The sequence below is a fragment of the Actinomadura spongiicola genome (assembly GCF_003432485.1).
GTDB classification, from domain to species: Bacteria; Actinomycetota; Actinomycetes; order Streptosporangiales; family Streptosporangiaceae; genus Spirillospora; species Spirillospora spongiicola.
On sequence record NZ_QVNQ01000008.1, the window covers coordinates 378314 to 402190 of the forward strand.

General features: G+C 68.6%; 25 protein-coding genes and 4 tRNA genes. 15 read left to right on the top strand and 14 right to left on the bottom strand.

Going from position 1 to position 23877, the window contains the following annotated elements:
* Positions 1-72: 72 nt before the first annotated feature.
* The 4 genes from D0T12_RS25870 to D0T12_RS25890 form a co-directional block, all read right to left on the bottom strand.
* On the bottom strand, positions 73-471 hold the full coding sequence (locus tag D0T12_RS25870; RefSeq protein ID WP_117402394.1) for an SSI family serine proteinase inhibitor: 399 nt from the start codon (positions 469-471) through the stop codon (positions 73-75).
* A 112-nt stretch (positions 472-583) separates the two neighbouring features.
* Positions 584-1999: a protein kinase domain-containing protein gene (locus D0T12_RS25875; protein WP_117402396.1), complete on the bottom strand. Its 1416-nt coding sequence runs from the start codon at positions 1997-1999 to the stop codon at positions 584-586.
* 21 nt (positions 2000-2020) lie between these two features.
* Entirely contained in the window at positions 2021-2812 is a 792-nt protein-coding gene (locus D0T12_RS25880) for a putative hydro-lyase (RefSeq protein ID WP_199487697.1), read from the bottom strand.
* A gap of 215 nt (positions 2813-3027) precedes the next feature.
* Positions 3028-4257, bottom strand: coding sequence for an NRAMP family divalent metal transporter (locus tag D0T12_RS25890; RefSeq protein WP_117402398.1), 1230 nt, complete (start codon positions 4255-4257; stop codon positions 3028-3030).
* A 169-nt stretch (positions 4258-4426) separates the two neighbouring features.
* On the opposite strand from D0T12_RS25890, the gene D0T12_RS25895 reads away from it, so the two are divergent.
* Positions 4427-5140, top strand: a complete 714-nt coding sequence (locus D0T12_RS25895) for a GntR family transcriptional regulator (RefSeq protein WP_117402400.1) — start codon at positions 4427-4429, stop codon at positions 5138-5140.
* Positions 5141-5211: 71 nt separating this feature from the next.
* Here D0T12_RS25895 and D0T12_RS25900 read toward each other — a convergent pair whose 3' ends face one another.
* On the bottom strand, positions 5212-5850 hold the full coding sequence (locus D0T12_RS25900; RefSeq protein WP_117402402.1) for a GntR family transcriptional regulator: 639 nt from the start codon (positions 5848-5850) through the stop codon (positions 5212-5214).
* Positions 5851-5983: 133 nt separating this feature from the next.
* Here D0T12_RS25900 and pdhA point away from each other — a divergent pair, with 133 nt between their 5' ends.
* The 8 genes from pdhA to D0T12_RS25940 all read left to right on the top strand — a co-directional run bounded on the left by pdhA (position 5984) and on the right by D0T12_RS25940 (position 15281).
* Positions 5984-7111: a pyruvate dehydrogenase (acetyl-transferring) E1 component subunit alpha gene (pdhA, locus tag D0T12_RS25905; protein WP_117402404.1), complete on the top strand. Its 1128-nt coding sequence runs from the start codon at positions 5984-5986 to the stop codon at positions 7109-7111.
* Between the two features lie 10 nt (positions 7112-7121).
* Positions 7122-8132 carry an alpha-ketoacid dehydrogenase subunit beta gene (locus D0T12_RS25910; RefSeq protein ID WP_117402406.1) on the top strand — a complete coding sequence of 337 codons (1011 nt, stop codon included), beginning with the start codon at positions 7122-7124 and terminating at the stop codon, positions 8130-8132.
* A complete protein-coding gene (locus D0T12_RS25915) occupies positions 8132-9430 on the top strand; it encodes a dihydrolipoamide acetyltransferase family protein (protein ID WP_117402407.1) in 1299 nt (432 codons plus the stop codon). Before D0T12_RS25910 ends, D0T12_RS25915 begins: the two co-directional genes overlap by 1 nt.
* A 245-nt stretch (positions 9431-9675) precedes the next feature.
* Complete coding sequence (locus tag D0T12_RS25920; RefSeq protein WP_117402408.1) at positions 9676-11238, top strand: DUF4331 domain-containing protein; 1563 nt, start codon at positions 9676-9678, stop codon at positions 11236-11238.
* Positions 11238-12479 carry a tetratricopeptide repeat protein gene (locus tag D0T12_RS25925; protein WP_147339635.1) on the top strand — a complete coding sequence of 414 codons (1242 nt, stop codon included), beginning with the start codon at positions 11238-11240 and terminating at the stop codon, positions 12477-12479. The genes D0T12_RS25920 and D0T12_RS25925 overlap by 1 nt, the downstream gene beginning before the upstream one ends.
* Positions 12476-13894 carry a sulfite exporter TauE/SafE family protein gene (locus D0T12_RS25930; RefSeq protein WP_117402410.1) on the top strand — a complete coding sequence of 473 codons (1419 nt, stop codon included), beginning with the start codon at positions 12476-12478 and terminating at the stop codon, positions 13892-13894. Before D0T12_RS25925 ends, D0T12_RS25930 begins: the two co-directional genes overlap by 4 nt.
* Positions 13895-13959: 65 nt before the next feature.
* Positions 13960-14547, top strand: coding sequence for an ECF RNA polymerase sigma factor SigK (gene sigK / locus D0T12_RS25935; RefSeq protein WP_117402411.1), 588 nt, complete (start codon positions 13960-13962; stop codon positions 14545-14547).
* Positions 14544-15281 (top strand): anti-sigma factor, encoded by a 738-nt coding sequence (locus D0T12_RS25940; RefSeq protein ID WP_117402412.1) that lies wholly within the window; start codon positions 14544-14546, stop codon positions 15279-15281. Before sigK ends, D0T12_RS25940 begins: the two co-directional genes overlap by 4 nt.
* Here the strand turns inward: D0T12_RS25940 and D0T12_RS25945 are convergent.
* The 6 genes from D0T12_RS25945 to D0T12_RS25965 all read right to left on the bottom strand — a co-directional run bounded on the left by D0T12_RS25945 (position 15268) and on the right by D0T12_RS25965 (position 17911).
* Positions 15268-17058, bottom strand: coding sequence for a glycoside hydrolase family 3 protein (locus tag D0T12_RS25945; protein WP_199487698.1), 1791 nt, complete (start codon positions 17056-17058; stop codon positions 15268-15270). The two genes, D0T12_RS25940 and D0T12_RS25945, sit on opposite strands and share 14 nt — an antisense overlap.
* 120 nt (positions 17059-17178) lie before the next feature.
* Positions 17179-17250 (bottom strand) — tRNA-His (locus D0T12_RS25950).
* Between the two features lie 2 nt (positions 17251-17252).
* Positions 17253-17325 (bottom strand) — tRNA-Arg (locus D0T12_RS25955).
* Positions 17326-17336: 11 nt separating this feature from the next.
* Positions 17337-17409, bottom strand: a tRNA-Met gene (locus tag D0T12_RS35550).
* A gap of 1 nt (position 17410) precedes the next feature.
* Positions 17411-17495: transfer RNA gene (locus tag D0T12_RS25960), tRNA-Ser, on the bottom strand.
* Positions 17496-17665: 170 nt separating this feature from the next.
* Positions 17666-17911, bottom strand: a complete 246-nt coding sequence (locus tag D0T12_RS25965) for a sigma-70 family RNA polymerase sigma factor (protein ID WP_117402415.1) — start codon at positions 17909-17911, stop codon at positions 17666-17668.
* A gap of 272 nt (positions 17912-18183) precedes the next feature.
* Between D0T12_RS25965 and D0T12_RS25970 the strand changes: the two genes are divergently transcribed.
* Together D0T12_RS25970 and D0T12_RS25975 are read left to right on the top strand one after the other, a co-directional pair.
* Positions 18184-18405: a hypothetical protein gene (locus D0T12_RS25970; protein WP_117402416.1), complete on the top strand. Its 222-nt coding sequence runs from the start codon at positions 18184-18186 to the stop codon at positions 18403-18405.
* Positions 18398-18997: a DUF2637 domain-containing protein gene (locus D0T12_RS25975; protein WP_117402418.1), complete on the top strand. Its 600-nt coding sequence runs from the start codon at positions 18398-18400 to the stop codon at positions 18995-18997. Before D0T12_RS25970 ends, D0T12_RS25975 begins: the two co-directional genes overlap by 8 nt.
* Before the next feature lie 58 nt (positions 18998-19055).
* Here the strand turns inward: D0T12_RS25975 and D0T12_RS25980 are convergent, their stop codons facing one another.
* Complete coding sequence (locus D0T12_RS25980; RefSeq protein ID WP_117402420.1) at positions 19056-19787, bottom strand: DUF5919 domain-containing protein; 732 nt, start codon at positions 19785-19787, stop codon at positions 19056-19058.
* Positions 19788-19959: 172 nt separating this feature from the next.
* Here D0T12_RS25980 and D0T12_RS25985 point away from each other — a divergent pair, with 172 nt between their 5' ends.
* The 4 genes from D0T12_RS25985 (at position 19960) to D0T12_RS26000 (ending at position 21742) form a co-directional block, all read left to right on the top strand.
* Positions 19960-20241 carry a hypothetical protein gene (locus tag D0T12_RS25985; RefSeq protein WP_117402422.1) on the top strand — a complete coding sequence of 94 codons (282 nt, stop codon included), beginning with the start codon at positions 19960-19962 and terminating at the stop codon, positions 20239-20241.
* 83 nt (positions 20242-20324) lie between these two features.
* A complete protein-coding gene (locus tag D0T12_RS34985) occupies positions 20325-20678 on the top strand; it encodes a hypothetical protein (protein ID WP_147339639.1) in 354 nt (117 codons plus the stop codon).
* Between the two features lies 1 nt (position 20679).
* Positions 20680-21135, top strand: a complete 456-nt coding sequence (locus D0T12_RS25995) for a GntR family transcriptional regulator (RefSeq protein WP_117402425.1) — start codon at positions 20680-20682, stop codon at positions 21133-21135.
* 49 nt (positions 21136-21184) lie between these two features.
* On the top strand, positions 21185-21742 hold the full coding sequence (locus D0T12_RS26000) for an HD domain-containing protein (protein WP_117402523.1): 558 nt from the start codon (positions 21185-21187) through the stop codon (positions 21740-21742).
* A gap of 25 nt (positions 21743-21767) precedes the next feature.
* On the opposite strand, the gene D0T12_RS34990 is transcribed toward D0T12_RS26000, so the two are convergent.
* Complete coding sequence (locus D0T12_RS34990) at positions 21768-22172, bottom strand: hypothetical protein (protein ID WP_147339641.1); 405 nt, start codon at positions 22170-22172, stop codon at positions 21768-21770.
* A gap of 173 nt (positions 22173-22345) precedes the next feature.
* Positions 22346-23860, bottom strand: a complete 1515-nt coding sequence (locus D0T12_RS26005) for an RNA-directed DNA polymerase (protein ID WP_147339643.1) — start codon at positions 23858-23860, stop codon at positions 22346-22348.
* Between the last annotated feature and the right edge of the window lie 17 nt (positions 23861-23877).

The following is a 23877-nucleotide window of genomic DNA, read 5'->3' on the forward strand; positions in this document are numbered from 1 at the left end:
TCCTGAATTCCAGCTATTCCTCCGGAACGCTGGAATTCAACCATAATGTCCGGCCCGGTGAAGGCGAGCACTTTACCGGAACAGTATTCCGCCGGTATCGCGTACGGCGAGGCACCGGTTCGGGTAGTCGCGGGCGAAATGACGTGGTCTCCCGCGCCAGGTGCCCTCGGCGCTGATCCGGACGGGCGCCATCTCCAGGGTGCACATCCCGGTTTGCTCGGGGATGCGCCCTATCTCACCGTCGGCGGCTTCGAGCTGGTCACAGGCTCGGGACGCGGCGTGGTGCGTCCCTCCGTCCGGACGGCAGCGCAGCCTCTTCGTGACGGCGAAACCATGATCGGGCGTGACCGTCAGCAGGTAGACGCCGACCGGTTTCTCCTGGGCCTCCGCGTGCGCGGGCAGGGCGCAGGCGACGGCCGCCATTCCCATCAGCCCGGCGAACAATCGGGCACGAGCCCGCGAAATACGCATGTCTTCCTCCCCGAAAACACGGCTTCAACGGTTCACTCATAATCGAGGAGCACACCGTCACGCAATGCGTTTGGGAACAATTTGGCTCGGGCCTGTGGGCTCCGGTGCGAATTCAGCGGCGGCACTCGTCGCCGTTGAGGGTGAAGCGGGTAGGCGCGCCGTTGGCGCCGCCCTGCCGTCCGAGGAAGCCGAACTCGGCCGCGCCGTTCGGCGGGATCGCGCGGTTCCAGTCCGCGGACGTCACCGTGACGGACGATCCGTCCTGCACCTGGCTGCCGTTCCACAGCTGGGTGATCGCCTGGCCGTCCGGGAACTCGAAGGCCAGCGTCCAGCCGTCGATGGCGCCGGGGCCGTGGTTCGTGATGCGTACCGACGCCTGGAACCCCTCGTCCCACGTCCCGACGATCCGGTACGAGACCGCGCACGCTCCGGTGGGTGGGGCGCTCGACGTGGTCGGCGCGCTCGACGTGGGCGGCGCGGCGTCCGGTTCGGACGCGTCGGGGGCGAGCGCCGCGAGCAGGCCCGCCATGAGCGCCGCGGCCCCGACGACGATTCCCGCGATGACCAGCGGCTTACGGGACGCGACCGGAGGCGGGGAGAAGGGCGGGGCGGCGGGCGGCGGTTCGTCCAGGACCCGCGTGGGATTCGGCTCGCGCCGCGGAGACACCGGAGGCGGAGTGACCGGGGGCGTGACGGTCGTGGGCGCGGTGTCGTCCGCGGCCCGGCGCGTGTCGCCACGCGGGGGCGGCGGCCGGAGCCGGGCGAGCTGGACACCGGCCGCGTCGGCGAGGACGCGGGCCACCTCGTCGGCCGCCGGACGGGTACCGGGGTCGCCGCCCAGGCAGCGACGGCAGAGCGCGGCGACCTCGTCCGGGACGTCGGGCGGAAGGGCCTGCGTGGACACCGGCAGGCCGGTCACCGCCTCGTGCAGGACGACGCCCAGGGAGAACACGTCGGCGGCCGCCGTGGGCCGCGCTCCCGACAGCAGTTCGGGCGCGACGTAGGCGGGAGTGCCGAGAACGGGCCCACCGGGCCCACCGGACGCGGCGGGCCCGGTGAAGGCGATGCCGAAGTCCAGCACCTTCACGCCGACCGTGGCGAGGAAGATGTTCGCGGGCTTGATGTCGCGGTGCACGATCCCGGCGGCGTGCGCGGCGGCCAGCGCGTCGGCGACGCGGGCGCAGACGTCGGCGGCCTCACGCCACGGCAACGGGCCCCGGGCCAGCCGGGCGGCCAGGCTCTCGCCGTCCAGCAGTTCCATGACCACGTAGGGGACGCCGTCCTGCTCACCGTAGTCGTGGACGCCGGTGATGCTCGGATGGGCGAGACCCGCGGCGGCCTTCGCCTCCTGGCGCAGCCGCCGCGTGAACTCCTCGGGCCAGCCCTCCCTCGGCACCTTGACCGCGACGGCGCGGTCGAGGACCAGGTCCACCGCGCGCCAGACGGTCGCCATGCCCCCGGCGCCCAGGGGCCGGTCGAGGCGGTAGCGCTCCCCGAGGCGGTCACCCGGGGCGACGATCTCGGGCATGGGAGAGAGCCTAGAACGCGCTCAGGGGACGAGGAACCGCGTGTCGCGGGCATCGGTGATCGCCATATGGCCGGGCGCGTGCCCGATGGCGAACTTCGGGCGGGACACCATCACCGCCGCCTGCGGGGTGACGCCGCACGCCCAGAACACGGGAAGCTCGTCCAGGCGGACGTCGACGGGGTCGCCGAAGTCGGGCCGGTCCAGGTCGTCGATGCCGAGCTCGACGGGATCGCCGATGTGGACGGGCGCTCCGTGGACCGCCGGGTACCGGGCCGTGACCCGGACCGCGTCGGCGACCTGCGCGGTGGGAACGGGCCGCATCGACACCACGAGCGGGCCGCCGAACTCACCGGCGCGGCGGCACATGCGGTTCGTCCGGTACATGGGGACGTTCCGGTTCTGTTCGATGTGCCGGACGGGAACGCCCGCGTCACGGAGCGCGTCCTCGAAGGTGAAACTGCAACCGATGAGGAACGCGACGAGGTCGTCCCGCCAGTACCCGATCACGTCGGACGTCTCGGCGACCGGTTCACCGTGCTCGTACACGACGTAGCCGGGCAGGTCGGTGCGCAGGTCCCCGGCGAACAGGGAGGCGGACGTCTCGCCGGGTTCGGTGACGTCCAGGACGGGGCACGGCTTCGGGTTCCGCTGCGCGAACAGGAGCAGGTCGTAGGCGTGCTCGCGGGGCACCGCGATGAGGTTCGCCTGCGTCCAACCCGCGCACCAGCCGGAGGTGGGGACGCGGAGTCCGGCGCGGAAGAGCGCCCTGGCCTGCTCGGGTGACAGCGCGCCCGGCTCGATGGGTGCGGTCATGATCGGAGTCCCTCCGGCCTGCGGAGGCGTCGCGCGGTGGGGTCCGATGAGCCCGGGTCTGCGGCGCCCGACACCCCCACGCCGAGCGCCGCATGACCCGGACGGCCCCAATCCTGGACTGTCGCCAGCGGCCGTGTAGGGGGAACGTCCCGTGTCGGCTTCATGGTTCCCACTTCCCTGAAACAACGTGGATTTCTTGAAATCGCATGTCGTCCTCACTTCCAGAGCTGGTCGAGGCCGGTGAGCAGGTCCCAGCTGAGGTAGAGGGACAGCAGCCAGGCGGCGGCGCCGAGGGCGAGCAGCCAGCCCGGATACCGGTAGCCGCCGAGCAGGTCGCGGCGCCGCGCCGCCGCCCACAGCAGCACGCCGAGGCCGAACGGCAGGATCATCCCGTTCAGTGCGCCCGCGAAGATCAGCAGCTTGGCGGGGGTCGTGCCGATGACGAGGTAGATGGCGGTGGACACGGCGATGAACGCCACGACGAGGCGGTTGCGGTGCCGCTCCACGAACGAGGAGAACGAGACGAGGAAGGACACCGACGTGTAGGACGCGCCGATCACGCTCGTGATCGCCGCCGACCACATGACCAGGCCGAACAGCCGCAGCCCGACCTCGCCCGCCGCGTGCTCGAACGCCGAGGACGGCGGGTTCTGCTCGGCGAGCTTCACCCCGCCCGCGACGACGCCGAGGACGGCGAGGAACAGCAGGGCGCGCATGAGACCGGTGACGAGGATGCCGGTGACGGCGCTGCGGTTGATCTGCCGGACGTTGTCCGGGCCGCGCAGCCCGGACTCGATCATGCGGTGGGCGCCCGCGTAGGTGATGTAGCCGCCGACCGTGCCGCCGATCAGCGTGGTGATGACGAGGAAGTCGACCGTCTCCGGCGCGACGCTCTGCCGGAGCGCGTCGCCGAGCGGCGGCTCGGACACGAACGCGACGTACAGCGTCAGCAGGATCATCACGGCGCCGAGGAGGACGACGATCCGGTCCATGGCGACCCCGGCGCGGCGGCTCAGGAAGATCCCGATGGCGACCAGGGCGGAGATCGCGCCGCCGATCTTGACGTCCAGGCCGAGGAGCGCGTTCAGGCCGAGCGCGGTGCCGGCGATGTTGCCGATGTTGAAGACCAGGCCGCCGAAGACGTCCAGCGCGGCGAGGGCGTAGCCGGCGCCGGGCAGGACACGGTTGCCGAGCTCCTGGGCGCGCATGCCGGACACGCCGACGACGCGCCACACGTTCAACTGGATCGCGATGTCGACCAGCACGGACACGACGATCGCGAACGCGAACGCGGCGCCGAGCTTCGCGGTGAAGACGGTGGTCTGGGTGATGAACCCGGGGCCGATGGCGCTGGTGGCCATCAGGAACATGGCGCCGAGGAGCGCGCCGCGGTGGGAGGAGGCGGGTGATGCCGGGGGGCTGTCGAGGGTAGTCCGATCCGTCATGGGATTGGCCCTTCCGAGGGGTTCGGATTGTCCTCAGGCTAAGGCGTGCTCAACAGTTCATCAATCCTCTTGTTGAGAATGTTATCGATCGCCGGATACGCTGAAGCGAACCTCCAGTTCGCTCATGTCGTTCGCGGCTCCCCCAGCCGCGCCTGGAAAGGGCAGGCCGATGTCGACACAGAAGCCGTGGCTCGCCGCGATCAGCGAGCGCCGGCATGGCACGGGCCGGTCCAGCACCGCGACCTGGATCGCGGAGGCGATCAGCGAGCAGATCGCCGACGGGCTGCTGCGCCCCGGAGACCGGCTGTCGGACCAGGAGATCGCGCCCGTCATGGAGGTGTCGCGCAACACCGTCCGCGAGGCGTTCCAGATCCTCCTCAAGGACAGGCTGCTGGAGCACAAGTTCAACCGCGGCATGTTCGTGAACAAGGTGCCCGTCGAGGCGCTACCGGATCTGTACCGCGTCCGCCGCCTCCTGGAATGCGCGGGGGTGCGCGCCGCGGCGTCCACCGGGGCCCCGCTCGATCAGGTGGAGGCCGCCGTGCTGGAGGGCGAGCGCGCCGCCGAGGAGGGTAAGTGGGACGGCGTCGGCACCGCCGACATCAAGTACCACAGGGCCCTCGCCGGGCTGTTGGGCAGTCCCCGGGTCGACGAGATGATCGGGCACCTGCTCGTCGAGATGCGCCTGGTCTTCCACGAGATGGACTCGCCGCGCGAGTTCCACGAGCCGTACCTCGCGCGCAACCGCCGTATCCACGACCTGATGGCGCAGGGTGACTTCACGGCGGCCGAGAAGGAACTCCGGTCGTACCTGGACGACGCGGAGTCACAGCTCACGAAGAGGTACCGCGAGAAGGAGTCGACCACCGCCCGTCCGTCCTGACGACGCCACGGCGCGCGCCGTGGAGGACGCGCGTCATGAAGCCGGGGCGGGCGTCATGACGGGTACTTGGCTCAGGACGCGGGCGCGTAGTTCATGACGTGGTCGTGCAGGAGTTGCGGCGCCTGCGGGTCGCGGCGGCGGAACGCCTCGATCAGCTCCGCGTGCTCGGCCGACTTGGAGTAGATCTCCGTCTCGTGGAGGCGGAGGGACAGCGTCGTCCACAGCTCGATGCCGAGGCCCTCCCAGACCGACACCAGCAGCCGGTTTCCGGCCGCCTCGACGATCTCGCGGTGGAAGGCGATGCTGAGGCGCATCTGCTCGGGCAGGTCACCGTTCCGCGCGGCCTCGCCGAGCCGCCGGTTGTGCACCTCCAGCGCGTCCAGGCAGTCGGAGATCTGGGGCAGGGCGAGCTCCACGGCCGTCCGCTCCAGACCCGCGCGGACGGGGAAGATCTCCGCGAGGTCCCGTTCGGTGAAGTCGCGGACCCGGGCGCCGCGGTTCGGCAGCGACTCGATCAGCCGCTGCGCCTCCAGCTGGCGGAGGGCCTCACGGACGGGCCCCTGGCTGACGCCCAACTCGGCCGCGATGCGGCGTTCGACGACACGTTCCCCGGGCTGCCAGCGCCCGGAGCTGATGCCGTCCACGATGAACTCTCGGATCTGGTCGGCGAGTCCGGTACGGAGCAGCGGGGCGGCGGTCGGCGCGTTCACGACATCCCATGTTAGACGCAGCGTCGGTAAGTGAACTCTTGACGGATGGAATATGATCGATCATAGATCAAAGATGATCGGTGAGCGTCGTGGCGATCCTACGGCGTCGCCCCCGGAAAGAGGAAGATCGCCGATGGCTGAGACGACGAAGGCCGCTCCGGCTCCCAGCAGGAGAACACGCGGCACCAGGACCCCCCGGGCGAAGGACGCCGCCACGCCGGACGCCCCCGAGCCGAACGCTCCCACCCCCGCCGCCGACGCCGAGACGCTCGTCGGCTACTACCGGCAGATGCTGCTGATCAGGCGGTTCGAGGAGCGGGCCGCCCGCGCCTACACCGAGGCCAAGATCGGCGGTTACTGCCATCTGAACCTCGGTGAGGAGGCCACGGTCGTCGGTCTGATGGCGGCGCTGCGGCCGTCCGACTACCTGTTCACCAACTACCGCGAGCACGGGTACGCCCTCGCCAAGGGCATCGGCGCCGACCGGGTCATGGCCGAGCTGTACGGGCGGTCGACGGGCGTGTCGAAGGGCTGGGGCGGGTCGATGCACCTGTTCGACGCCGAGGCGCGGCTGCTCGGCGGGTACGGCATCGTCGGCGGGCAGGTCCCGCTCGCCACCGGCGCGGCGCTCGCCGTGTCGTACAAGGGCGGCGACGAGGTCGTCATGTGCCACATGGGCGACGGGACGGCCGCGATCGGCGCGTTCCACGAGTCGCTGAACATCGCGGCCCTCTGGGACCTCCCGGTCGTCTTCGTCGTGATCAACAACGGGCTGGGCATGGGCACGACCGTGGAGAACTCCGCCGCCGAGCCCGAGCTGTACCGGCGTGGCGCCGCGTACCGGATGGAGAGCGCCCGGGTCGACGGCACAAACGTCGTCGCCGTCCGGGACGCCGCGCGGGTCGCGGTCGAGCGGGCCCGGTCGCAGAGCAAGCCGTACCTGCTGGAGACCACGAGCCCGCGGTTGAAGGGCCACTCGGTCGTCGACCCGGCCCGCTACCGGTCCAAGGAGGAGAAGGAGGCCCTCAAGGCCGCCGACCCGCTGGCCCGGATGGCGCTGGAGCTGGAGGAGGCCGGGATCCTCTCCCACGAGGACCGCGACGCGCTCGACGCGAAGGTCATGGCCGAGGTGGACGCCGCCGCCGCGTTCGCCGACGAGAGCCCCGCGCCCGACGTGTCCACGCTGTTCGACTACACCTACGCCACGCCCGTCCCGGGCGAGCTGCGCCGCCTGCCCGCCGACGCCGTCTTCGGTTCCTGAGGAGCATCCCATGGCACCCATGACCTACCGCCAGGCCCTCCGGGACACCCTCCGCGCCGAGATGCTCCGGGACGAGAACGTGTTCCTGCTGGGCGAGGAGATCGGGCTCTTCGAGGGCTCCTACAAGATCACCGAGGGGTTGTTGAAGGAGTTCGGGCCGCGCCGCGTCCGCGACACCCCGATCGCCGAGGAGGGCTTCGTCGGCGCCGCGATCGGCGCCGCCATGCTCGGGCTGCGTCCCGTCGTGGAGATCATGACGATCAACTTCTCGCTGCTGGCGCTGGACCAGATCGTCAACCACGCCGCGAAGATCTACGGGATGTTCGGCGGGCAGGCCAGCGTCCCGATGGTGATCCGCACTCCGGGCGGCGGCGGGCAGCAGCTCGGCGCCACCCACTCCCAGAACGTCGAGCTGTTCTACTCCTTCGTTCCCGGGCTGAAGGTCGTCGCGCCTAGCACGCCCGCCGAGGCGTCCGCGATGCTGAAGGCCGCGATCCGCGACGACGACCCGGTCCTGTTCCTGGAGAACCTCGCGCTCTACAACACCAAGGGCGAGCTGCCGGCCGCGGTCGAGGACGTCGAGCCCGCTGAGATCGGCCGCGCGGCGGTCACCCGTCCCGGCACCGACATCACGATCATCGGCTACTCGCGGATGGCGCGGGTCGCCGCCGAGGTCGCCGAGACCCTCGCCGCCGAGGGCGTGTCCGCCGAGGTCGTCGACCTGCGCAGCCTGCGCCCGCTCGACCGGGCGACGATCGTCGAGTCCGTTCGCAGGACGGGCTGCGCCGTGGTCGCCGAGGACGACTGGCTCACCTACGGGATCGGCGCCGAGATCGCCGCGACGATCCAGGAGGGGGCCTTCGACTGGCTGGACGCGCCGGTCCGGCGCGTCGCGATGGCGGAGGTGCCGCTGCCCTACGCCAAGTCCCTGGAGACGGCGGCGCTGCCGTCCGCCGACTCGCTGCTCACCGCCGTCCGCGACACGCTCCGCGCGACCGGCCGTGTCCTGGAGAAGATCTGATGACCGAGATCCTCATGCCGCGCCTCTCCGACACGATGGAGGAGGGCGTCATCAGCTCCTGGCAGAAGCAGCCGGGTGACGAGGTCGCGGTCGGCGACGTGATCGTCGACATCGAGACCGACAAGGCCGTCATGGAGTACGAGGCCTACGAGGCGGGCGTGCTGGAGAAGATCCTGGTCGCGGAGGGCGAGACGGCCACGATCGGCGCGCCGATCGCGGTGCTCGCCCCGGCGGGCGGCGCGCGACCCGCGGCCGACTCCGCGGAACCGGCGCCCGCCCCGGCGCCGGAGGTGAAACCGGCACCCGAAGCGGCACCGGCAACGGCAGCGGAGCCGGTCGCCGAGACCGCGGCTCCTCCGGCCTCCGCCCCGGCACCGCGGCCGTCGGGCGGGGCGTCGCGTCCGCCGTCGTCGCCGCTGGCGCGGCGGCTGGCCCGCGACCACGGCATCGATCTCGGAACGCTGAACGGCTCGGGCCCGGGTGGACGCATCGTCCGCGCCGACATCGAGTCCGCGATCCGCGACGGTGCCACCGCCCCCTCTTCGAGCACAGCCCCGAGCCCGGCCCCGGGCCAGGCTCCGGCGGCGGCACCCGCCGCGGCGCGGGCCGAGGATCCGGACGTCGAGGCCGTCCCGCTGAACCGCTTCCGGAAGGTGGCGGCGCGGCGGCTGACCGAGAGCAAGCGGGAGGCGCCGCACTTCTACCTCAACCGCGAGGTGGACGCCGAGCCGCTGCTGGCGTTCCGCGCCACGCTGAACGAGGCGCTCGCCCCGGCCAAGGTCAGCGTGAACGACCTGGTCGTGAAGGCGGTCGCGACGGCGCTGCGGGAGCACCCGGCCGTGAACGTCTCCTACACCGAGGAGAACCTGCTCTTCCACAAGCGGGTCCACGTCGGCATCGCGGTGGCGGTCGAGGACGGCCTGCTCGTCCCCGTCATCAAGGACGCGGACCGCAAGAGCGTGTCCCAGATCGGTCAGGAGACCCGCGAGCTGGCGGGCAAGGCGCGGGACGGCAAGCTCACCCTGGCGGAGATGAGCGGCGGGACGTTCAGCGTCAGCAACCTCGGCATGTTCGGCGTCGACTCGTTCTCCGCGGTGATCAACCCGCCGGAGGCGGCGATCCTGGCCGTGGGCGCGGTCCGGGACGAACCGGTCGTCCGGGACGGGCAGGTCGTGCCGGGCAAGCGCATGACGGTGACGCTGTCGGTCGACCACCGCGCTACCGACGGCGCGACCGGCGCCCGGTTCCTGGACCGTCTCGCCACGCTGCTCCAGAACCCGCTGCTCATCGTCGCCTAGAGCACGACCTCGAACGCGACGTCCGGAACGCCCGGCGGATTCCACCGGGCGTTCTGCTGTGCCCAGGGACTTCTCGATCGATGTGGCCGTATGTGGCCAGCGACCCATCGGTTTGGGGGCGGGCTTCGAAGTAGCTGCGGGCATGGCGAAGAAACCGGTCGATCCGGCGTCGCGGCAGACCTAGCCCAGCGTCACGAGAGTGGCGCCGCCGCGGCGGCACTCCGGCGACCGGCAGGGGATGCACGATGCCGAGACTTCATCGGTCCAGGGCGCGGATCGCCGCGTTGGTCGCCGCCGGGGGGCTGCTGAGCGTGAGCGGCCTCGCCGGGCTGGCGCCCGGTCAGGGAACCGCGTCAAGTCACCGGGAGGCCCCGCTCATCTCGGGGCAACCGCAGTACGACAACACCGACGTGTACGCGTTCGTCAGTCCGGACAAGCCGGACACGACAACGCTGATCGCGAACTTCCTCCCGTTCTCGGAACCGGCGGGCGGGCCCAACTTCTACAAGTTCGCGCGGGACGCCCAGTACGACATCAACGTCGACAACGACGGCGACTCGCTGGCCGACCTCACGTACCGGTACCAGTTCCAGGACCGCGTCAAGAACCAGAACACCTTCCTCTACAACACCGGGCCGGTGACGAGCCTGGACGACCCGGACCTCAACGTCACGCAGACGTACGACCTGACGCTGATCCGGCGCACGGAGGGCCGGGTGCACAGCACCACCAAGCTCGCCGACAACGCGCCGGTGGCCCCGTCCAACGTGGGGCAGGCGTCCATGCCGAACTACCGGACGCTGCGGAACCAGGCGATCAAGCCGCTGGACGACGGGATGACGACGTTCGCCGGGCAGGCCGACGACTCGTTCTTCCTGGACCTCCAGGTGTTCAACCTGATCTACGGGGGCAACCTCAAGGAGGTCGGCGACGACACCCTGAGCGGTTACAACGTCAACACCGTCGCCCTGCAGATCCCGACGCGGCACCTGGTGGCGGGCAAGGACCCGGTCATCGGCGTGTACTCGACCGTGCAGCGGCAGAACGCCTCGGGCGACTACACGCAGGTGTCGCGGCTCGGGAACCCGCTGGTGAACGAGCTCGTCAACCCGATGGGGAAGAAGGACCTGTTCAACGCCTCCGACCCGTGGCACGACGCGCAGTTCGCCAAGTTCGTCACCGATCCCGAGCTGCCGAAGGTGATCCAACAGATCTACAAGATCCCGGCGCCGCCCACTCCGCGGAACGACCTCGTCCAGGTGTTCCTGACCGGCGTTCCGGGGCTGAACCAGCCGACGCGGGTGCGTCCCGCCGAGCTGCTCCGGCTGAACACGTCGATCAAGCCGTCCGCGAAGCCGGACCGGCTCGGTGTGCTCGGCGGTGACAACCAGGGCTTCCCGAACGGGCGGCGGCTCACCGACGACGTCGTCGACATCGAACTCCAGGTGGTCGAGGGCGAGTTGCTCGGCACGAAGAACGACCTGGGTGACGCCGTCAACGCCAACGACCTCAAGTTCGAGAACGCGTTCCCGTACGTGGCGCAGCCGCGTTCCGGGACGGAGGCGCGCGGGTCGTCGAAGCCCAAGGCGAAGGCGTCCGGTGCGGCGAACGACGACAACGGCACCACGCTGAACCTGCTCAACGCGGGCGCGGCCGAGAGCACGTCCGGGTCCGGCGACGACGGCGGACCCGGGCTCCTCGGCGCGCTGCCCGCCGCCGGGCTGGCCGGTGGGGCGACGTTCCTGATGACCGGTGGTCTGCTCTGGTGGCGCAACAGGCGCCCCGCGGCGGGACGGCACGAGGCCTGATGCGCCGTCCCCCTCTACCCCGTCCCTTGGTCGCCGGGGCCTCGGTCGCCGGGCTGGTCGTGGTGTTGACGTTCGGAGCGGCGGTGGCTCCCAGCCGCCCCTCCGGATCGTCCACCACGGCCGGGCCCGGGTCGACCGGGGCCCCGGCCTCGGGCATCGCGGGTCTACAACGACATCTCCACGAGCAGCCGAGCGACGCCGCGTCCTGGGCGTCGCTCGGTGTCGCCTACTTGGAGGAGGCCCGGGAGACCGGGAACACCGCCTGGTACCCCAAGGCCGACGACGTGCTGCGCCGCTCGCTGAAGGAGAAGCCGGGCAATGACGGCGCGCTCGCCGGGCTGGGCGCGCTCGCCGCCGCCCGGCACGACTTCCACGGGGCGCTGCGGTACGCCGACCAGGCGCTCCGGGCCAACCCGTACGGGCAGCGCGCCGCCGCGGTCCGCGTGGACGCGCTGGTCGAGCTGGGCCGCTACGACGCGGCGCTCGCGGCGGCGCGGACCGCGGACGCCCGCCGGCCCGGCATCCCGATCTTCACGCGGCTCGCGTACGTGCGGGAGCTGCGCGGAGAGGTCGGGGAGGCGCGCCGGGTCCTCGGCCTCGCCCGCGCGTCCGCGACCGAGCGCGGCGACCTCGCCTACATCGCGACCCAGCTCGGCGAACTGGCCTGGAACGACGGTGACCTCGACCGCGCGGGGCGGGAGTACGCCGAGGCGCTGCGCGTCTCACCCGGCCACCTGTCCGCTCTGGACGGACGGGCCCGCGTCCAGGCCGCACGCGGCGACGTCAAGGGCGCGCTCGCCGGGCGGGCGGAACTCGTCCGGCGGTCGCCGCTGCCCGAGTACCTCAGCGAGTACGGGGCGCTGCTGGAAAAGGCGGGACGCCCCGACGAGGCGCGACGGCAGTACGCGGTCGCCTCCGCCTGGACGCGGATCGCCCGGGCCAACGGCGTCGACGCCGACCTGGAGACGGCGCTGTTCGAAGCCGACCACGGCGATCCCAAGGAGGCGCTGCGCGCGGCGCGGGCGGAGTACGACCGGCGCTGCCCGGACCCGAAGGTCCGCCAGTGCGGCGTCCACGCCGCCGACGCGCTGGCCTGGGCCCTGCACATGAACGGCCGGCACGAGGAGGCGCTCCGCTACGCCCGCCAGGCCACGGCGACCGGCTACCGCCACCCGCGGTTCCGCGCCCACCTGCGCGCCATCGAGAGGTCGCTCGGCGCCGCACCCGAGGACACCCCATGATCGTCTCCCTGCTCGCGGCCGGGTTGATCGCCGCGCATCCGCTGGGCAACTTCACCGTGAACCACTACGACGGGCTCGTCGCCGCGCCGCACGAGCTGCGGATCGACCATGTCGAGGACCTCGCGGAGATCCCCGCGGCCCAGGCCCTCCCTGACGTGGACACCGACCGCGACGGGCGCCCGTCCGCCGCGGAACTGGCCACGTGGGCGGGCGGGATCTGCGGGCGCGCGGCCGCGTCCGTACAGGTCACGGTCGACGGACGGCCCGTGACCGCGACGGTCGTGGCGGCGTCCGCCACGGCGCCACCCGGCCAGGCGGGACTGCCGACGCTGCGGGCCGAATGCCGGATCACCGCGCCCGCCGGGCCGGGGACGATCGCGTTCCGGAACGGCGGCGGCACGGACGGGCGGATCGGCTGGCGGGAGATCACGGCGCGGGGCGACCGGATGACGCTGTCGTCGTCCGATGTGCCCGGGTCGTCCCGCAGCGGGCGTCTCACCTCCTATCCGGAGGACATGCTCGCCTCGCCGCTCGACCAGCGGTCGGCGACCTTCACGGTGCGGGCGGGCGGCCCGCCGCTCGCGGCCGGACCCGTGGCGGGCGGCGGCGCGGAACGGCTGCTGCCCCGGGGCACGGACGGGCTCACGCAGCGGTTCACCTCGCTGGTCGCGCGCCGCGATCTCACCCCGGGCTTCGCCGTCCTGGCCTTCCTGATCGCGATGGCGCTCGGCGCGTTGCACGCGCTCGCCCCCGGCCACGGCAAGACGATCATGGCGGCGCACGCGGTGAGCGACGGCCGGAGACGGACCCGGGACGTCGTCACACTCGGCCTGACGGTCACGTTCACGCACACCATCGGGGTTCTCGTCCTGGGGACGCTGGTGACCACGGGCACGCTACTGGCCCCGGACGTCCTGTTCCCGTGGCTCGGCGCGGCGGGCGGGATGCTGGTCACGGCGGCGGGCGCGCTGCTGCTGAGACGCGCCCTGCGAAACCGCCACCACATCCACGGCCACGGACACGGGCATGGCCACGGACACGGGCATGGCCACGGACACGGGCATGGCCATGGGCACGGGCACGGCCACGGGGATCAGCGGCCGCGCCGGGGCGGGCTCATCCTGATGGGCCTGGCGGGCGGCATGGTGCCGAGCCCGTCCGCGGTGGTGGTCTTGGTCGGGGGCACGGCGATCGGCCGGGCCTGGTTCGGCATCGTCCTCGTCCTCGCGTACGGGCTCGGCCTGGCCGCCGCGCTCGTGACGGTCGGCGTCCTGGTCGCGGGCTCCGGGCGCGTCCTGGCGCGGCGCGCCCTGGCCGGGCGGAGGCGGATCCCGTCCGGGGTGATGCCCATCGGAACGTCCGCCACGGTCGTCGCGCTCGGGGTCGGGCTGACGTTGCGCAGCCTCGTCCTGTGAACACCGATCCGAGGAGGAACCCTTTGCGCAGTACCCGATGGACGGTTCACGGAGGGGAGTGCGGCATGCCGACGGGAACCGGCCCGCCCGACAACGGCACCGTGTCCGGACAGGTCGTCGACCATCTCCTCGGCCGGACGGCGCGCGGCGACGAGCGCGCGTTCGAGCGGCTGTACGACGCGGTCGCGGCGCCGGTGCACGGCCTGGTGCGACGGGTCGTCCGCGATCCCGCGATCGCCGAGGAGGTGACGCAGGAGGTCATGCTGGAACTGTGGCGGTCCGCGGCCCGCCACGACCCCGACCGCGGCGGCGCGATGACCTGGATCATGACGATCGCGCACCGCCGGGCCGTCGACCGGGTGCGGCGCGAGCGGAGCTCGGGCGAACGGGAGGCGCGGGCCGCGCGGCGCGATCCCGTCGCCGCGCACGACCCGGTCGCCGACCGTGTCGAGGCCCGGCTGGACTACGAGCGGGTGCGGCGCTGCCTGCGGACGCTGACGCCGCTGCAACACGAGACGGTGACGCTCGCGTACTACGGTGGGCACACCTACCGTGAGGTGGCCGAGCTGGTGGGGGCGCCGCCGAACACGGTGCGGACCCGGATGCGCGACGGCATCATCCGGCTTCGCGACTGCCTGGGAGTCGAGGGATGACGGACGATCTGCACACCCTCTCCGGCGCGTACGCCATGGACGCGATCGGCGACACGGAGGAGCGGCGGCGGTTCGAGTCTCATCTCGCCCGGTGCGAGACGTGCGCGACCGAGGTCCACGAGTTCCGGGCGACGACGGCGCGGCTCGGCCTGGCGGCCGCGGAGCCTCCCCCGCCGGGGTTGCGCGACCGGGTGCTGGCCGACATCCGGCACGTCCGCCAGCTTCCCCCGGTCACCGCGCGGCCGTCGCCCGCGCCGGAACGTCCGAAGGGGCGTCCGCGACGGTGGCGCCGCGCCGCCACCGCGGCCCTGGTCGGGGCCGCGTGCCTGGTGACGGCCGTGTCCGTGACCCAGGCGATCCGGGAACGCCAGCGTGTGGACCGTGCCGAGGAGACGTCCCGCGCCGTGGCGTCCGTACTGTCCGCGCCCGACGCGCGGTCGGCGACGGGCCTCGCCAGGGGCGGCGGAACCATCACGATCATCGCGTCCGGAGCGGCGGGCCGCGTCGTCGTCACCACGTCAGGGCTGCGGGCGCTGCCGTCCTCGAAGACCTACCAACTGTGGCTGGTCAACGACTCCGGCCCCCGCTCGGCGGGTCTGCTGCCCGCCGACCGGACACGGCCGGTCGTCGCGGGAACGTGGCGTCCCTCCGACCGGGTGGGCGTGACGATCGAACCGGCGGGCGGCTCCGTACGACCGACCACCACGCCCCTCGTCCTGCTCAACCCGACCTGAGCCACCGGTAGGTGAGCCCGTGGCCGAACGGGAAGAGCGGCCTCTTCCCGTCGCCCCGGTTGATCGGTTGCTGGTCGCCGTCGCGCATCCAGGTGACCGGGAGCCGACCGGTCGGGGCGGTCCGGCCGAACAGCACGTCGGCGACACCGCCGCCCTCGGTGCCCGGCAGCCACGCCGCGACCAGCGCGTCCCACCCGGGGAGCCGCTCGGCGATGTCCAGCGGACGTCCCGACACCAGCACCACGACCACCGGGACCCCCGCGTCGCGGAGCCGGTCGATGGTCCTGAGGTCGCCCGCGTCGAGGCCGAGGTCGCCGGTGCGGTCCCCGTGGTACTCGGCGTACGGGCGCTCCCCCACGACGGCGACCGCGGCGTCGTAGGACCCGTCGATCCCCGTGCCGTCCTTGCCATAGGTGATGGACGCGGACGGGGCGACCTTTCGGATGCCGTCCAGGATCGTCGTGCCGGGCGTGATCGGCCCCGCCTTCCCCTGCCAGGTGATCGTCCAGCCGCCGGACTGCATGCCGATGTCGTTCGCGCTGTCCCCCGCCACGAAGATCTTGTCCTCGTCGTCCAGGGGAAGCACGCCGTCGTTCTTGAGCAACACCTGCGACGCCGCCACGGCACGCCGCGCCAGCTTCCGGTGCGCCGCACCGCCGACCGTCGTCAGATACGACCGGTCCGCCATCGGACGCTCGAACAGCCCCAACTGGAATTTCTTGGTCAGAATCCGACGGTTCGCGTCATCGATGCGGGCCATCGAGACTTCACCGGCCTTCACGGCGTCCCGCAGGTAGTCGATGAACCGGCGCCATTTCGCCGGCACCATCACCATGTCGATCCCGGCGTTGACCGCGGCGGAGACCTCGTCCTTGGTGAAGCCCGGCTGCCCGTCGATCTGGTCGATGCCGTTGTAGTCCGACACCACGAACCCCGTGAACCCGAGTTCGCGCTTCAGCACATCGCGGATCAGATACCGGTGCCGGTGCATCTTCAGCCCGTTCCACGAACTATAGGAGATCATCACCGATCCCACTCCGCGTTTCACCGCGGCCCGGAACGGCGGCAGATGAACCGCCCTCAGCTCCTTCTCCGAGACCCTGGTGTCGCCCCGGTCGTCGCCCCCTTCGGTGCCGCCGTCCCCCAGGTAATGCTTCGCCGTCGCCAGGACGGACGCCGGACCGGCGTCCTGCATCCCGTCGATGACCGTGGTCATCATCGACGGCAGCTCGGGCACTTCACCGAACGACTCGTACGTCCGGCCCCACCGGTCATTGCGGACCACGCACACACACGGCGCGAAGTTCCAGTCCACCCCCGTCGCGGCCATCTCCTTCGCGGTCGCCGCCCCGATCTCGCGGACCAGCCTCGGGTCACGTGTCGCGCCGAGCCCGATATTGTGCGGGAAAACAGTCGCCCCGACCACGGTGTTATGCCCGTGCACCGCGTCCACGCCGTACATGAGCGGAATCCCCAACGGCCCGGCGAGCGCGGCCCGCTGCAACCCGTCGTACATGTCCGCCCAACTCTTCGCCGTGTTAGGCGTGGGCGCCGACCCGCCGCTCGACAGCACCGACCCGATCCGGTACCGGGTGATCTCCTGCAGCGTGATGTACCTGCGTTCGGGCTGCGTCATCTGCCCGAGTTTGTCGTCCAGGCTCATCCGGTCGAGCAGGTCGTCCACCCGATCCTCGACGGCCAACCGCGAATCCATGTAGGGCGCGGGCCCGGGCTCCACCCGCCCCCCGCACGTGACGAGCGCCAGGACGACGACCATGCCGCACCCGACCACCCGAGACCGTGTCGCCTTCCCGAAGAAACCGTGCATACAAGAGGGCATCTCCAGCGCGGCTCCAACACAACGCAATCCGGAACCAGCCACTCGGCAATATCTGAGGGCCTTCGATCGGGATCGAACCGACACCTCCAGGACCACAACCTGGCGTGCAGACCACTACACCACGAAAGCCGCATCTCCGGCAGGAATCGAACCTGCGACCTCCGGGTCCGCAACCCGGCGCGCTCTCCACTGCGCCACGGAGACTTGATGATACGTACCGGGTGCAGGAATCGAACCTGCCTGCCGCGGCTTATGAAACCGCCGGACACACCAGCGTCCTCACCCGGTGCGGAGGGTGCGAGATTCGAACTCGCGCAGGGATGACCCTGACGACGGCTTAGCAAGCCGCTGCCTTCCCACTCGGCCAACCCTCCGAAACAAAAAGCCGCCCAGAAGAACCGGGCGGCCGACTTCAGAACGTGAACCTCACGTCCCACGTCCGAGCCCGGAATGACTGAACATTCGATGACTACGCATGTTCCCTCCCGGTCTCGATCCCGACAACACCCATACTGCCAAGGCCATTCCCACCCCGGCAAACCATTTACCGCCCGGCCGTCTCCAGAGCCGCGCTCAACGCCCGCAGCGCCTCGTAGACGCGAAGCTTGACCACGTCCACCGGCACCCCCAGCGACACGGCGGCCTCGTTGACCGACCGCTCCCTGAACACGGTCTCGGCGAGAATCTCCCGGTGCGCGGACGGCAGCGCCCGAAAGGCCCGAGCGACCACAACAGGCCGCATCCGCTCCCCCGTCACGCCGGGAGCGAACGAACCAATGCCCTTGCCCATTCCCATTGCCACACCCCGAACCTCGCACCCCCCACCCCCCACAGCACCCCCCTTATGCCCGCGTTAAGGAGCCCCTGAGCGAGCCTTATTCGCGCCTCGTCCGACACAGTCTCGGGAAGTCGCCCAAGGAGCCACTCACCTGCGAAAACGAGGAAGGGAAGCCAGAGGACCAGTCCGGCACAGTCGATCTAGGTCGCGTTGATCCGACCCGCGTTGGCTCCCGAGATTGGCTCCCCTGGCTCCCTCCCTCTCAGCAGAGAGGAGGCCACCCCATGGCACTCGAAATCACCAAAACCACGATGACCGCAACCCTCAACGACAAGGTCATCGCCACCGGAACCCGCACGCCCACCGGATGGCACGTCACCACATGGCCGACCCCACTCGACCGCAACGCCGCCATCACCGCCCTGTCACTCGCCGAACGGATCATCACCCACGGCGAGGACGACCCGTGCGTGATCGAGTGGCGGAGGGAACTGGCCCATGGCTGACCGCCTCATCCGGATCACAACCGCGCTCGCCGTACTGGCGGTAGCCGCCGTGGCAGCCGTCATCTCCTACCGCCACGCCTACGAACTCGTCCACACCCACGGCGAGACCGGCCCGACCGCACGTCTCGTCCCGTTCACGGTGGACGGCCTCATCTGGGCCGCGTCCATGGTGATCCTAGACGCAAGCCGCCGGAAGCAACCCGCCCCCGCATTGGCCAAGTGGAGCCTCGCCGTCGGCATCGTGGCGACAGTAGGCGCCAACGTGGCGCACGGCGCGTCCCACGGCGTCATAGGCGCGATCGTCAGCGCATGGCCCGCACTCGCCCTCGTCGGCTCGTTCGAACTCCTCATGACACTCACCCGCGCGGCGGCACGCTCTAATGCCGCCCAAGACAAGCAACGCACCGAACCGGCACAACCCCACACCGATACGGAGCGAACACCGGAGCAAGCGGTGCTGGACGAGTACACAGCGAGCCTGAACGGTCCCGGACGCCCACTCTCACAGCGCTACCTTGCCGAGAAGCACGGCATAGACCGTCGTAAGGTCAAACAGATCATCACCACCGCGGAGCAATCCGCCCCAGCGTGAACCACGAAGCCCCAGTCACGCCTCGTCCAGGCCGTGACTGGGGCTTCTGCATGCCCGGCTACGCCACCGACGACGCGCTAGACCAGACACGCTCAAAGCTCTCCAGGTAGGTACTCGCCATGTCGCCGTCCCCCGCCCTCCGCAAGTGCAGCACCGGCGCATGGGACGCGGCGATGCCGTAGGCATGCGGGTTGATCAGTAGGTCTTGATCGGCGCGGTAGATCGAGTTGTAGAGGACGGTGTCATGCAGCCTGATCTCAACGCCGTCCACGTCCCGCAGCGCCTTGTAGTGAACGAGAGCATTGCGGATCTTCGCCGCCATAGACTCCCCCACCCCTTCGTCACTGCCACGCTCAGCGACACACACGCCCTCCGGGTCCCCAAGCAAGATGCGCACACGGACGCCATCCCGTGCCCTTTCGGCAAGCGTGCGCATGATGCCGGTGTCCTCGGCGAGGAAGAGTCCCGCATAGGCCAAAATGTCGATCTCCGTCCGCGCGCTTCGAAAGAGCTGTAACCACACGGGACGAGGTACGGCCCAACGGTGCCCGTAGGTCGCCAGGATCTCGATCACCGGCGTCTCTTCCTGGACGTGCACCACCGTGAGCTCTGGCCACAAATCCGCCTCGTCTCGTCCCACCAAAGACGCGACCCTCGTCCTGTGACGGGGATAGGGCACGCGCCCAGCCACCCACCGCTGGACGGTCTTAGGGTCCACCCCCAACCGGGCGGCCACACCGGCTTCGGTCAGACGAGCGTCGGCAAGGGCACGCCGCAACAAGTCGTTCACCGAACCTCCCGCATTCGCAAGTACGAACGACGCACAAACGACGCTAACAGAAGACGTCCCAAGACGTCCCTAGATGCCGATAGAGAGGTCCCGACCCGGACGGAAGGCTCAAGGCACCGGCGAAGACCGCGCCCTTCGCCCAACGACCTGCACGCAAGACAAGGAGCACCCCATGTCCAGCGAAGGGCCCGTCAAGGCCACGCCGACCACCCACAAGCCCGACTCGGAGCGTTCGGCAGACGAGACGCTCGCCGCGTTGCGCCGGGACTTCACCGGTCACCGGATCTGGCGCGGCGTGAAGAGGGACGGACGTCTTGGTGACTGGGTCGCGAGCCTGCACGACCCGTCCGCCGGAGTCGACCCCACGGTCATCAGGTCGAGCCCCGCCGAACTTCGCGAGGCGCTCGTCAACGAAGCCGCCCGCGCCGAAGTCGTGCGCGCCGGGACCTGGTAATGGCGCGAAACTCGCAGCCGTCACCAGAGGGGACCGTCAAGGGGAGGACGGTCCCCAGAGGAGGGGCGGAGGTGGCGCGGTCGGTGCTTAATCCCCCGGATGCACCGCCCGCGCCGCCTCTGCCCACCTACAGCGGCCCATGGCGAGGACGCTGGCACCTCACCCGCCTCGCCTTCAGTGTCCGCCGCACCGGCTGGGCGGCCGAATTCCGTACCGGCGGGCACAGGCCCATGTTGCGCGTGTACTCATGGGACGCCCCAGCGATCGGCGAGAGCATCTCCGTGACGCTGGGCAACGGCGAGTGGTGGTACCAGTCCAGCACCGGCCTGTGGCTAACACCCTGCAAGCGAGTCACCCTCGCCACGTACAAGCTCAGCATCCTCCTCACACCCTGGGTCTCCGCGGCGTTCGACCCCCTCAGAGACGACCAGCCCTGACATGGTCCGCCGCACGGCATGGGGCGCCTACGCCCAAATCACCAGCGACCTACGCCAACGCCTCACAGACGGCACCTACGCCCCTGGCACCCGCCTACCGGGCGAGGCCGCCCTCTGCGCCGAGTTCGGCGTAGCCCGCAACACCGTGCGGCGGGCCCTGTCCACCCTCCAAGCCGAAGGACTCATCACCGTCCGCACCGGCGTAGGCCGCTTCGTCCACGACCCGACAGCCCAACCACGCACCCGTTCCGAACAAATCGCCGCGAACCTACGCCACCAAATCGAGACCGGACACTTCCAACCCGGCGACGCCCTACCCAGCGAGGCTCAACTTGCCCAACGCCACGGCGTATCCCGCTCCACAGCCCGAACAGCCCTCATCACCCTCGAAACCGCCGGCCTCGTCACCTGCGTCCACGGCAAAGGACGCTACGTCCGCCAAGACGTCCCCAGATGATCCACACACGCCCGTGGACGTCCTCACTCACCCTCGTAGCGTCAACACCATGAAGAACACCGCAGCATGGGCACGCGACCTCGCCCGCAAACACCTAGAAACCCCACTCCCCCGCCGCTGGGCCCACACCCAAGGCGTAGCCCGCCAAGCCCGCACCCTCGCCCCCATCCTCGGCGACCAAGCCGACCTCCTAGAAGCCGCCGCCTGGCTCCACGACATCGGCTACGCCCCCGACCTCATAGACACCGGCTTCCACCCCCTAGACGGCGCCCGCTACCTACGCGACACTCACCACGCCGACGACCACCTGTGCCGACTAATCGCACACCATTCCTGCGCCCTAATCGAGGCTCAAGACCGCAAGCTCTTCGCAGATCTATCGAAAGAATTCGGCTACCGGCCCCCCAAATTGTACGACCGCCTGACATATTGCGACATGACAACCAGTCCAGAAGGTCACATTTTGTCAGTGCAAGAACGACTCACCGAGATAACAATGCGCTATGGCGAAGGCCATAAGGTAACGAACGCAATCAACCGAGCAGCGGATTTCTTGATACAAGCAGTAGAGGAAACAACAAGGGACCTATCAGTAGTCAAGCGATAAATGCGTGAGCATATGTCATACCCTCTCAACTCAAGTCTTCGCTACCAAGCCTTAGATCAGGAAATCTTGCTACAGCGACCATGTCCAGATGCACAACAAATTCACAACAAATCGCGATTGCTATATCACGCGTGTGACCACCCGCCTTTAACTGGTTTCCAATAAACTCAACCTCCAATATGTCGCCAATTTGCTTTCGAATCTGAATCATTTTTCTAATATCGCGAGTTTGTTGGCCTGTAAGGCTGCCAGCCCCATGAACTACTGCGTTTCTGGCATCTACTACGGTCAAAAACTTTTGAGTTTGCCTGTCCCCAGACAACTCAATTCCAAAGCCTCTTTTCAGCCAACTGAAACGATTCTTCCATGAACGATCAATATCGCCAGCAACTTCCGAATAAAAAGTAGCACCAATAGCCGTGGAAGTCACGTTACTCAGGGATATGAGCAAGTTTATAATACGGCTAACGTGTTCCTCAACTAGAGTCACACTTGACGTGATTGTCCAAGGTATTAGTGATTCATCTGCGGCAACTGCCCTCTGTGATACCCCGGCAAGGCGCCGGATGCAACCTTCACCAGAAGGGGTAAGACCTTCCACATTCACTCTGCAACCTCGGACCATTTCGACGCTTCCCAGTTCAGAGAGTTGTCATTAACAATGGAGCCATAAACATCCCTTGATATTCCGGATTGCAGCGTAGCTGCTGCACAAATTGCGGGCTGCGTCATCAGAGACGCTCTACGGTACAGCTCCATAACTTCACCAGTTGTAAGGGCGTCATCCAAGGCCCGCACCCAAGCTGCTTGGGCTCTAACAACCTCGTGACGGTCGAAAAGTCGTCGACGAACCCATTCACGGACCGGATCAGGTGTACCGCCGATGGCATTCCACACCTGCTCAATGGCATGGAGGAGCCAAAGTTTTGCCCATGGACTCTGACGCTCTATACCAATTAAAGACTGGACAGTCTGCCATGAATCCTCCTGAAAGTTTATGGCCCTATCCGATACGTAAGCACAAACTTGTTCCATACGCTGCGGGTTGTGAAACACTATATCGTTCAAAATGTCATCGGAAAGACGCTCATTGCTGGTACCAAGAATGCCGAGCGCCGCAGGCAGTAGTGACTGACTAGGACCCTCATCCGATTTGTTCGGAGGTTGAGTTTTTGCGCTTCGCAGCCACTCCTGAATTACTCCCAGAAATGTAGCATAAATGGCCTCCATTGCCTCTGGCTCCACTTCTTCTTGCCGCCATTCTTGCCGGTCATAGCCCCCACCCCCAACTGCTACGTTGATAATTTTAGTCATGGAGCGCTTGGTATCAAGAAAACGGTCATTTAGAGATTTAGCCTCGCCCTGTTGGCGTTCGATGAGCGTACCTGTCTTATAAATCGCTGTCTTCTGGGAGGAGAGGATAAGACCGATTTCGCGAGCGTATTCTGCAGCATCCTCGACTATCTGATTTGCATGCCCCCAGTCACTAGCGCAAACCCTTATATCGTCTGCATAGCGAGAAACAGCATTTCCATCACGCGACAACCGGCGGTCCAGCCTACTCAGGTAGGCGTCGGCCAGTCTGTCGCTTGGCTCTTGAAGTTGAGGAAGGCCACGGGCGCGCCCGGCAAGCTCTCCTAGATAACGGATCACACCTTCGGTGACTTGTAGATTCATTGAGCGAATAAGAAGCTCTTCTTGCAACACATCATGCTCGATGTACTCGTAACATGAGGCGATGTCCAGGTCAACTACATAAGCATGTGCGCCATCAAGGCCAAAAGACTTGTGCCTAAGATATTTTCCGTCCCCACGAGATGGCTCAGGCAAGTCGTCTGCTATCGTCCGAACAAGCGCCGTGTAGATGATTCGATCAACCGGGGCGACGATAACAATGGGTCGCAGACCAAACCCTTTGCGAGGCATAGTCATTATCTCGCCATTTACGGTGCGGCCAGCCATAAAGGAAGTCTCAACAAACTTTGTCATCACACCTTGAGACTCGGAAAGGCATTGATCAATCACCAGCGGCGGAAAGTGGTCGAGGGTGTTGCTTACAACACTCACGAAGCTTGAAGCAAGATTCAGGCTGTCGAGCAGCGAGCGAGAAGCCTTCACGTCAATCCTTCCGAGTA

What these genes read in the sequence shown, in the direction of transcription:
- D0T12_RS25975 (WP_117402418.1), top strand. Translation starts at nt 18,398, where the DNA reads ATGGCTGACCGCCTCATCCGGATCACAACCGCGCTCGCCGTACTGGCG.
- D0T12_RS25875 (WP_117402396.1), bottom strand. Translation starts at nt 1,999, where the DNA reads ATGCCCGAGATCGTCGCCCCGGGTGACCGCCTCGGGGAGCGCTACCGC.
- D0T12_RS25995 (WP_117402425.1), top strand. Translation starts at nt 20,680, where the DNA reads ATGGTCCGCCGCACGGCATGGGGCGCCTACGCCCAAATCACCAGCGAC.
- D0T12_RS25910 (WP_117402406.1), top strand. Translation starts at nt 7,122, where the DNA reads ATGGCACCCATGACCTACCGCCAGGCCCTCCGGGACACCCTCCGCGCC.
- D0T12_RS25970 (WP_117402416.1), top strand. Translation starts at nt 18,184, where the DNA reads ATGGCACTCGAAATCACCAAAACCACGATGACCGCAACCCTCAACGAC.
- D0T12_RS25965 (WP_117402415.1), bottom strand. Translation starts at nt 17,911, where the DNA reads ATGGGCAAGGGCATTGGTTCGTTCGCTCCCGGCGTGACGGGGGAGCGG.
- D0T12_RS25870 (WP_117402394.1), bottom strand. Translation starts at nt 471, where the DNA reads ATGCGTATTTCGCGGGCTCGTGCCCGATTGTTCGCCGGGCTGATGGGA.
- D0T12_RS25890 (WP_117402398.1), bottom strand. Translation starts at nt 4,257, where the DNA reads ATGACGGATCGGACTACCCTCGACAGCCCCCCGGCATCACCCGCCTCC.
- D0T12_RS26000 (WP_117402523.1), top strand. Translation starts at nt 21,185, where the DNA reads ATGAAGAACACCGCAGCATGGGCACGCGACCTCGCCCGCAAACACCTA.
- D0T12_RS25915 (WP_117402407.1), top strand. Translation starts at nt 8,132, where the DNA reads ATGACCGAGATCCTCATGCCGCGCCTCTCCGACACGATGGAGGAGGGC.
- D0T12_RS25985 (WP_117402422.1), top strand. Translation starts at nt 19,960, where the DNA reads ATGTCCAGCGAAGGGCCCGTCAAGGCCACGCCGACCACCCACAAGCCC.
- D0T12_RS25920 (WP_117402408.1), top strand. Translation starts at nt 9,676, where the DNA reads ATGCCGAGACTTCATCGGTCCAGGGCGCGGATCGCCGCGTTGGTCGCC.
- D0T12_RS25880 (WP_199487697.1), bottom strand. Translation starts at nt 2,812, where the DNA reads ATGACCGCACCCATCGAGCCGGGCGCGCTGTCACCCGAGCAGGCCAGG.
- D0T12_RS25895 (WP_117402400.1), top strand. Translation starts at nt 4,427, where the DNA reads ATGTCGACACAGAAGCCGTGGCTCGCCGCGATCAGCGAGCGCCGGCAT.
- pdhA (WP_117402404.1), top strand. Translation starts at nt 5,984, where the DNA reads ATGGCTGAGACGACGAAGGCCGCTCCGGCTCCCAGCAGGAGAACACGC.
- D0T12_RS25940 (WP_117402412.1), top strand. Translation starts at nt 14,544, where the DNA reads ATGACGGACGATCTGCACACCCTCTCCGGCGCGTACGCCATGGACGCG.
- D0T12_RS25930 (WP_117402410.1), top strand. Translation starts at nt 12,476, where the DNA reads ATGATCGTCTCCCTGCTCGCGGCCGGGTTGATCGCCGCGCATCCGCTG.
- D0T12_RS25945 (WP_199487698.1), bottom strand. Translation starts at nt 17,058, where the DNA reads ATGGTCGTCGTCCTGGCGCTCGTCACGTGCGGGGGGCGGGTGGAGCCC.
- sigK (WP_117402411.1), top strand. Translation starts at nt 13,960, where the DNA reads ATGCCGACGGGAACCGGCCCGCCCGACAACGGCACCGTGTCCGGACAG.
- D0T12_RS25925 (WP_147339635.1), top strand. Translation starts at nt 11,238, where the DNA reads ATGCGCCGTCCCCCTCTACCCCGTCCCTTGGTCGCCGGGGCCTCGGTC.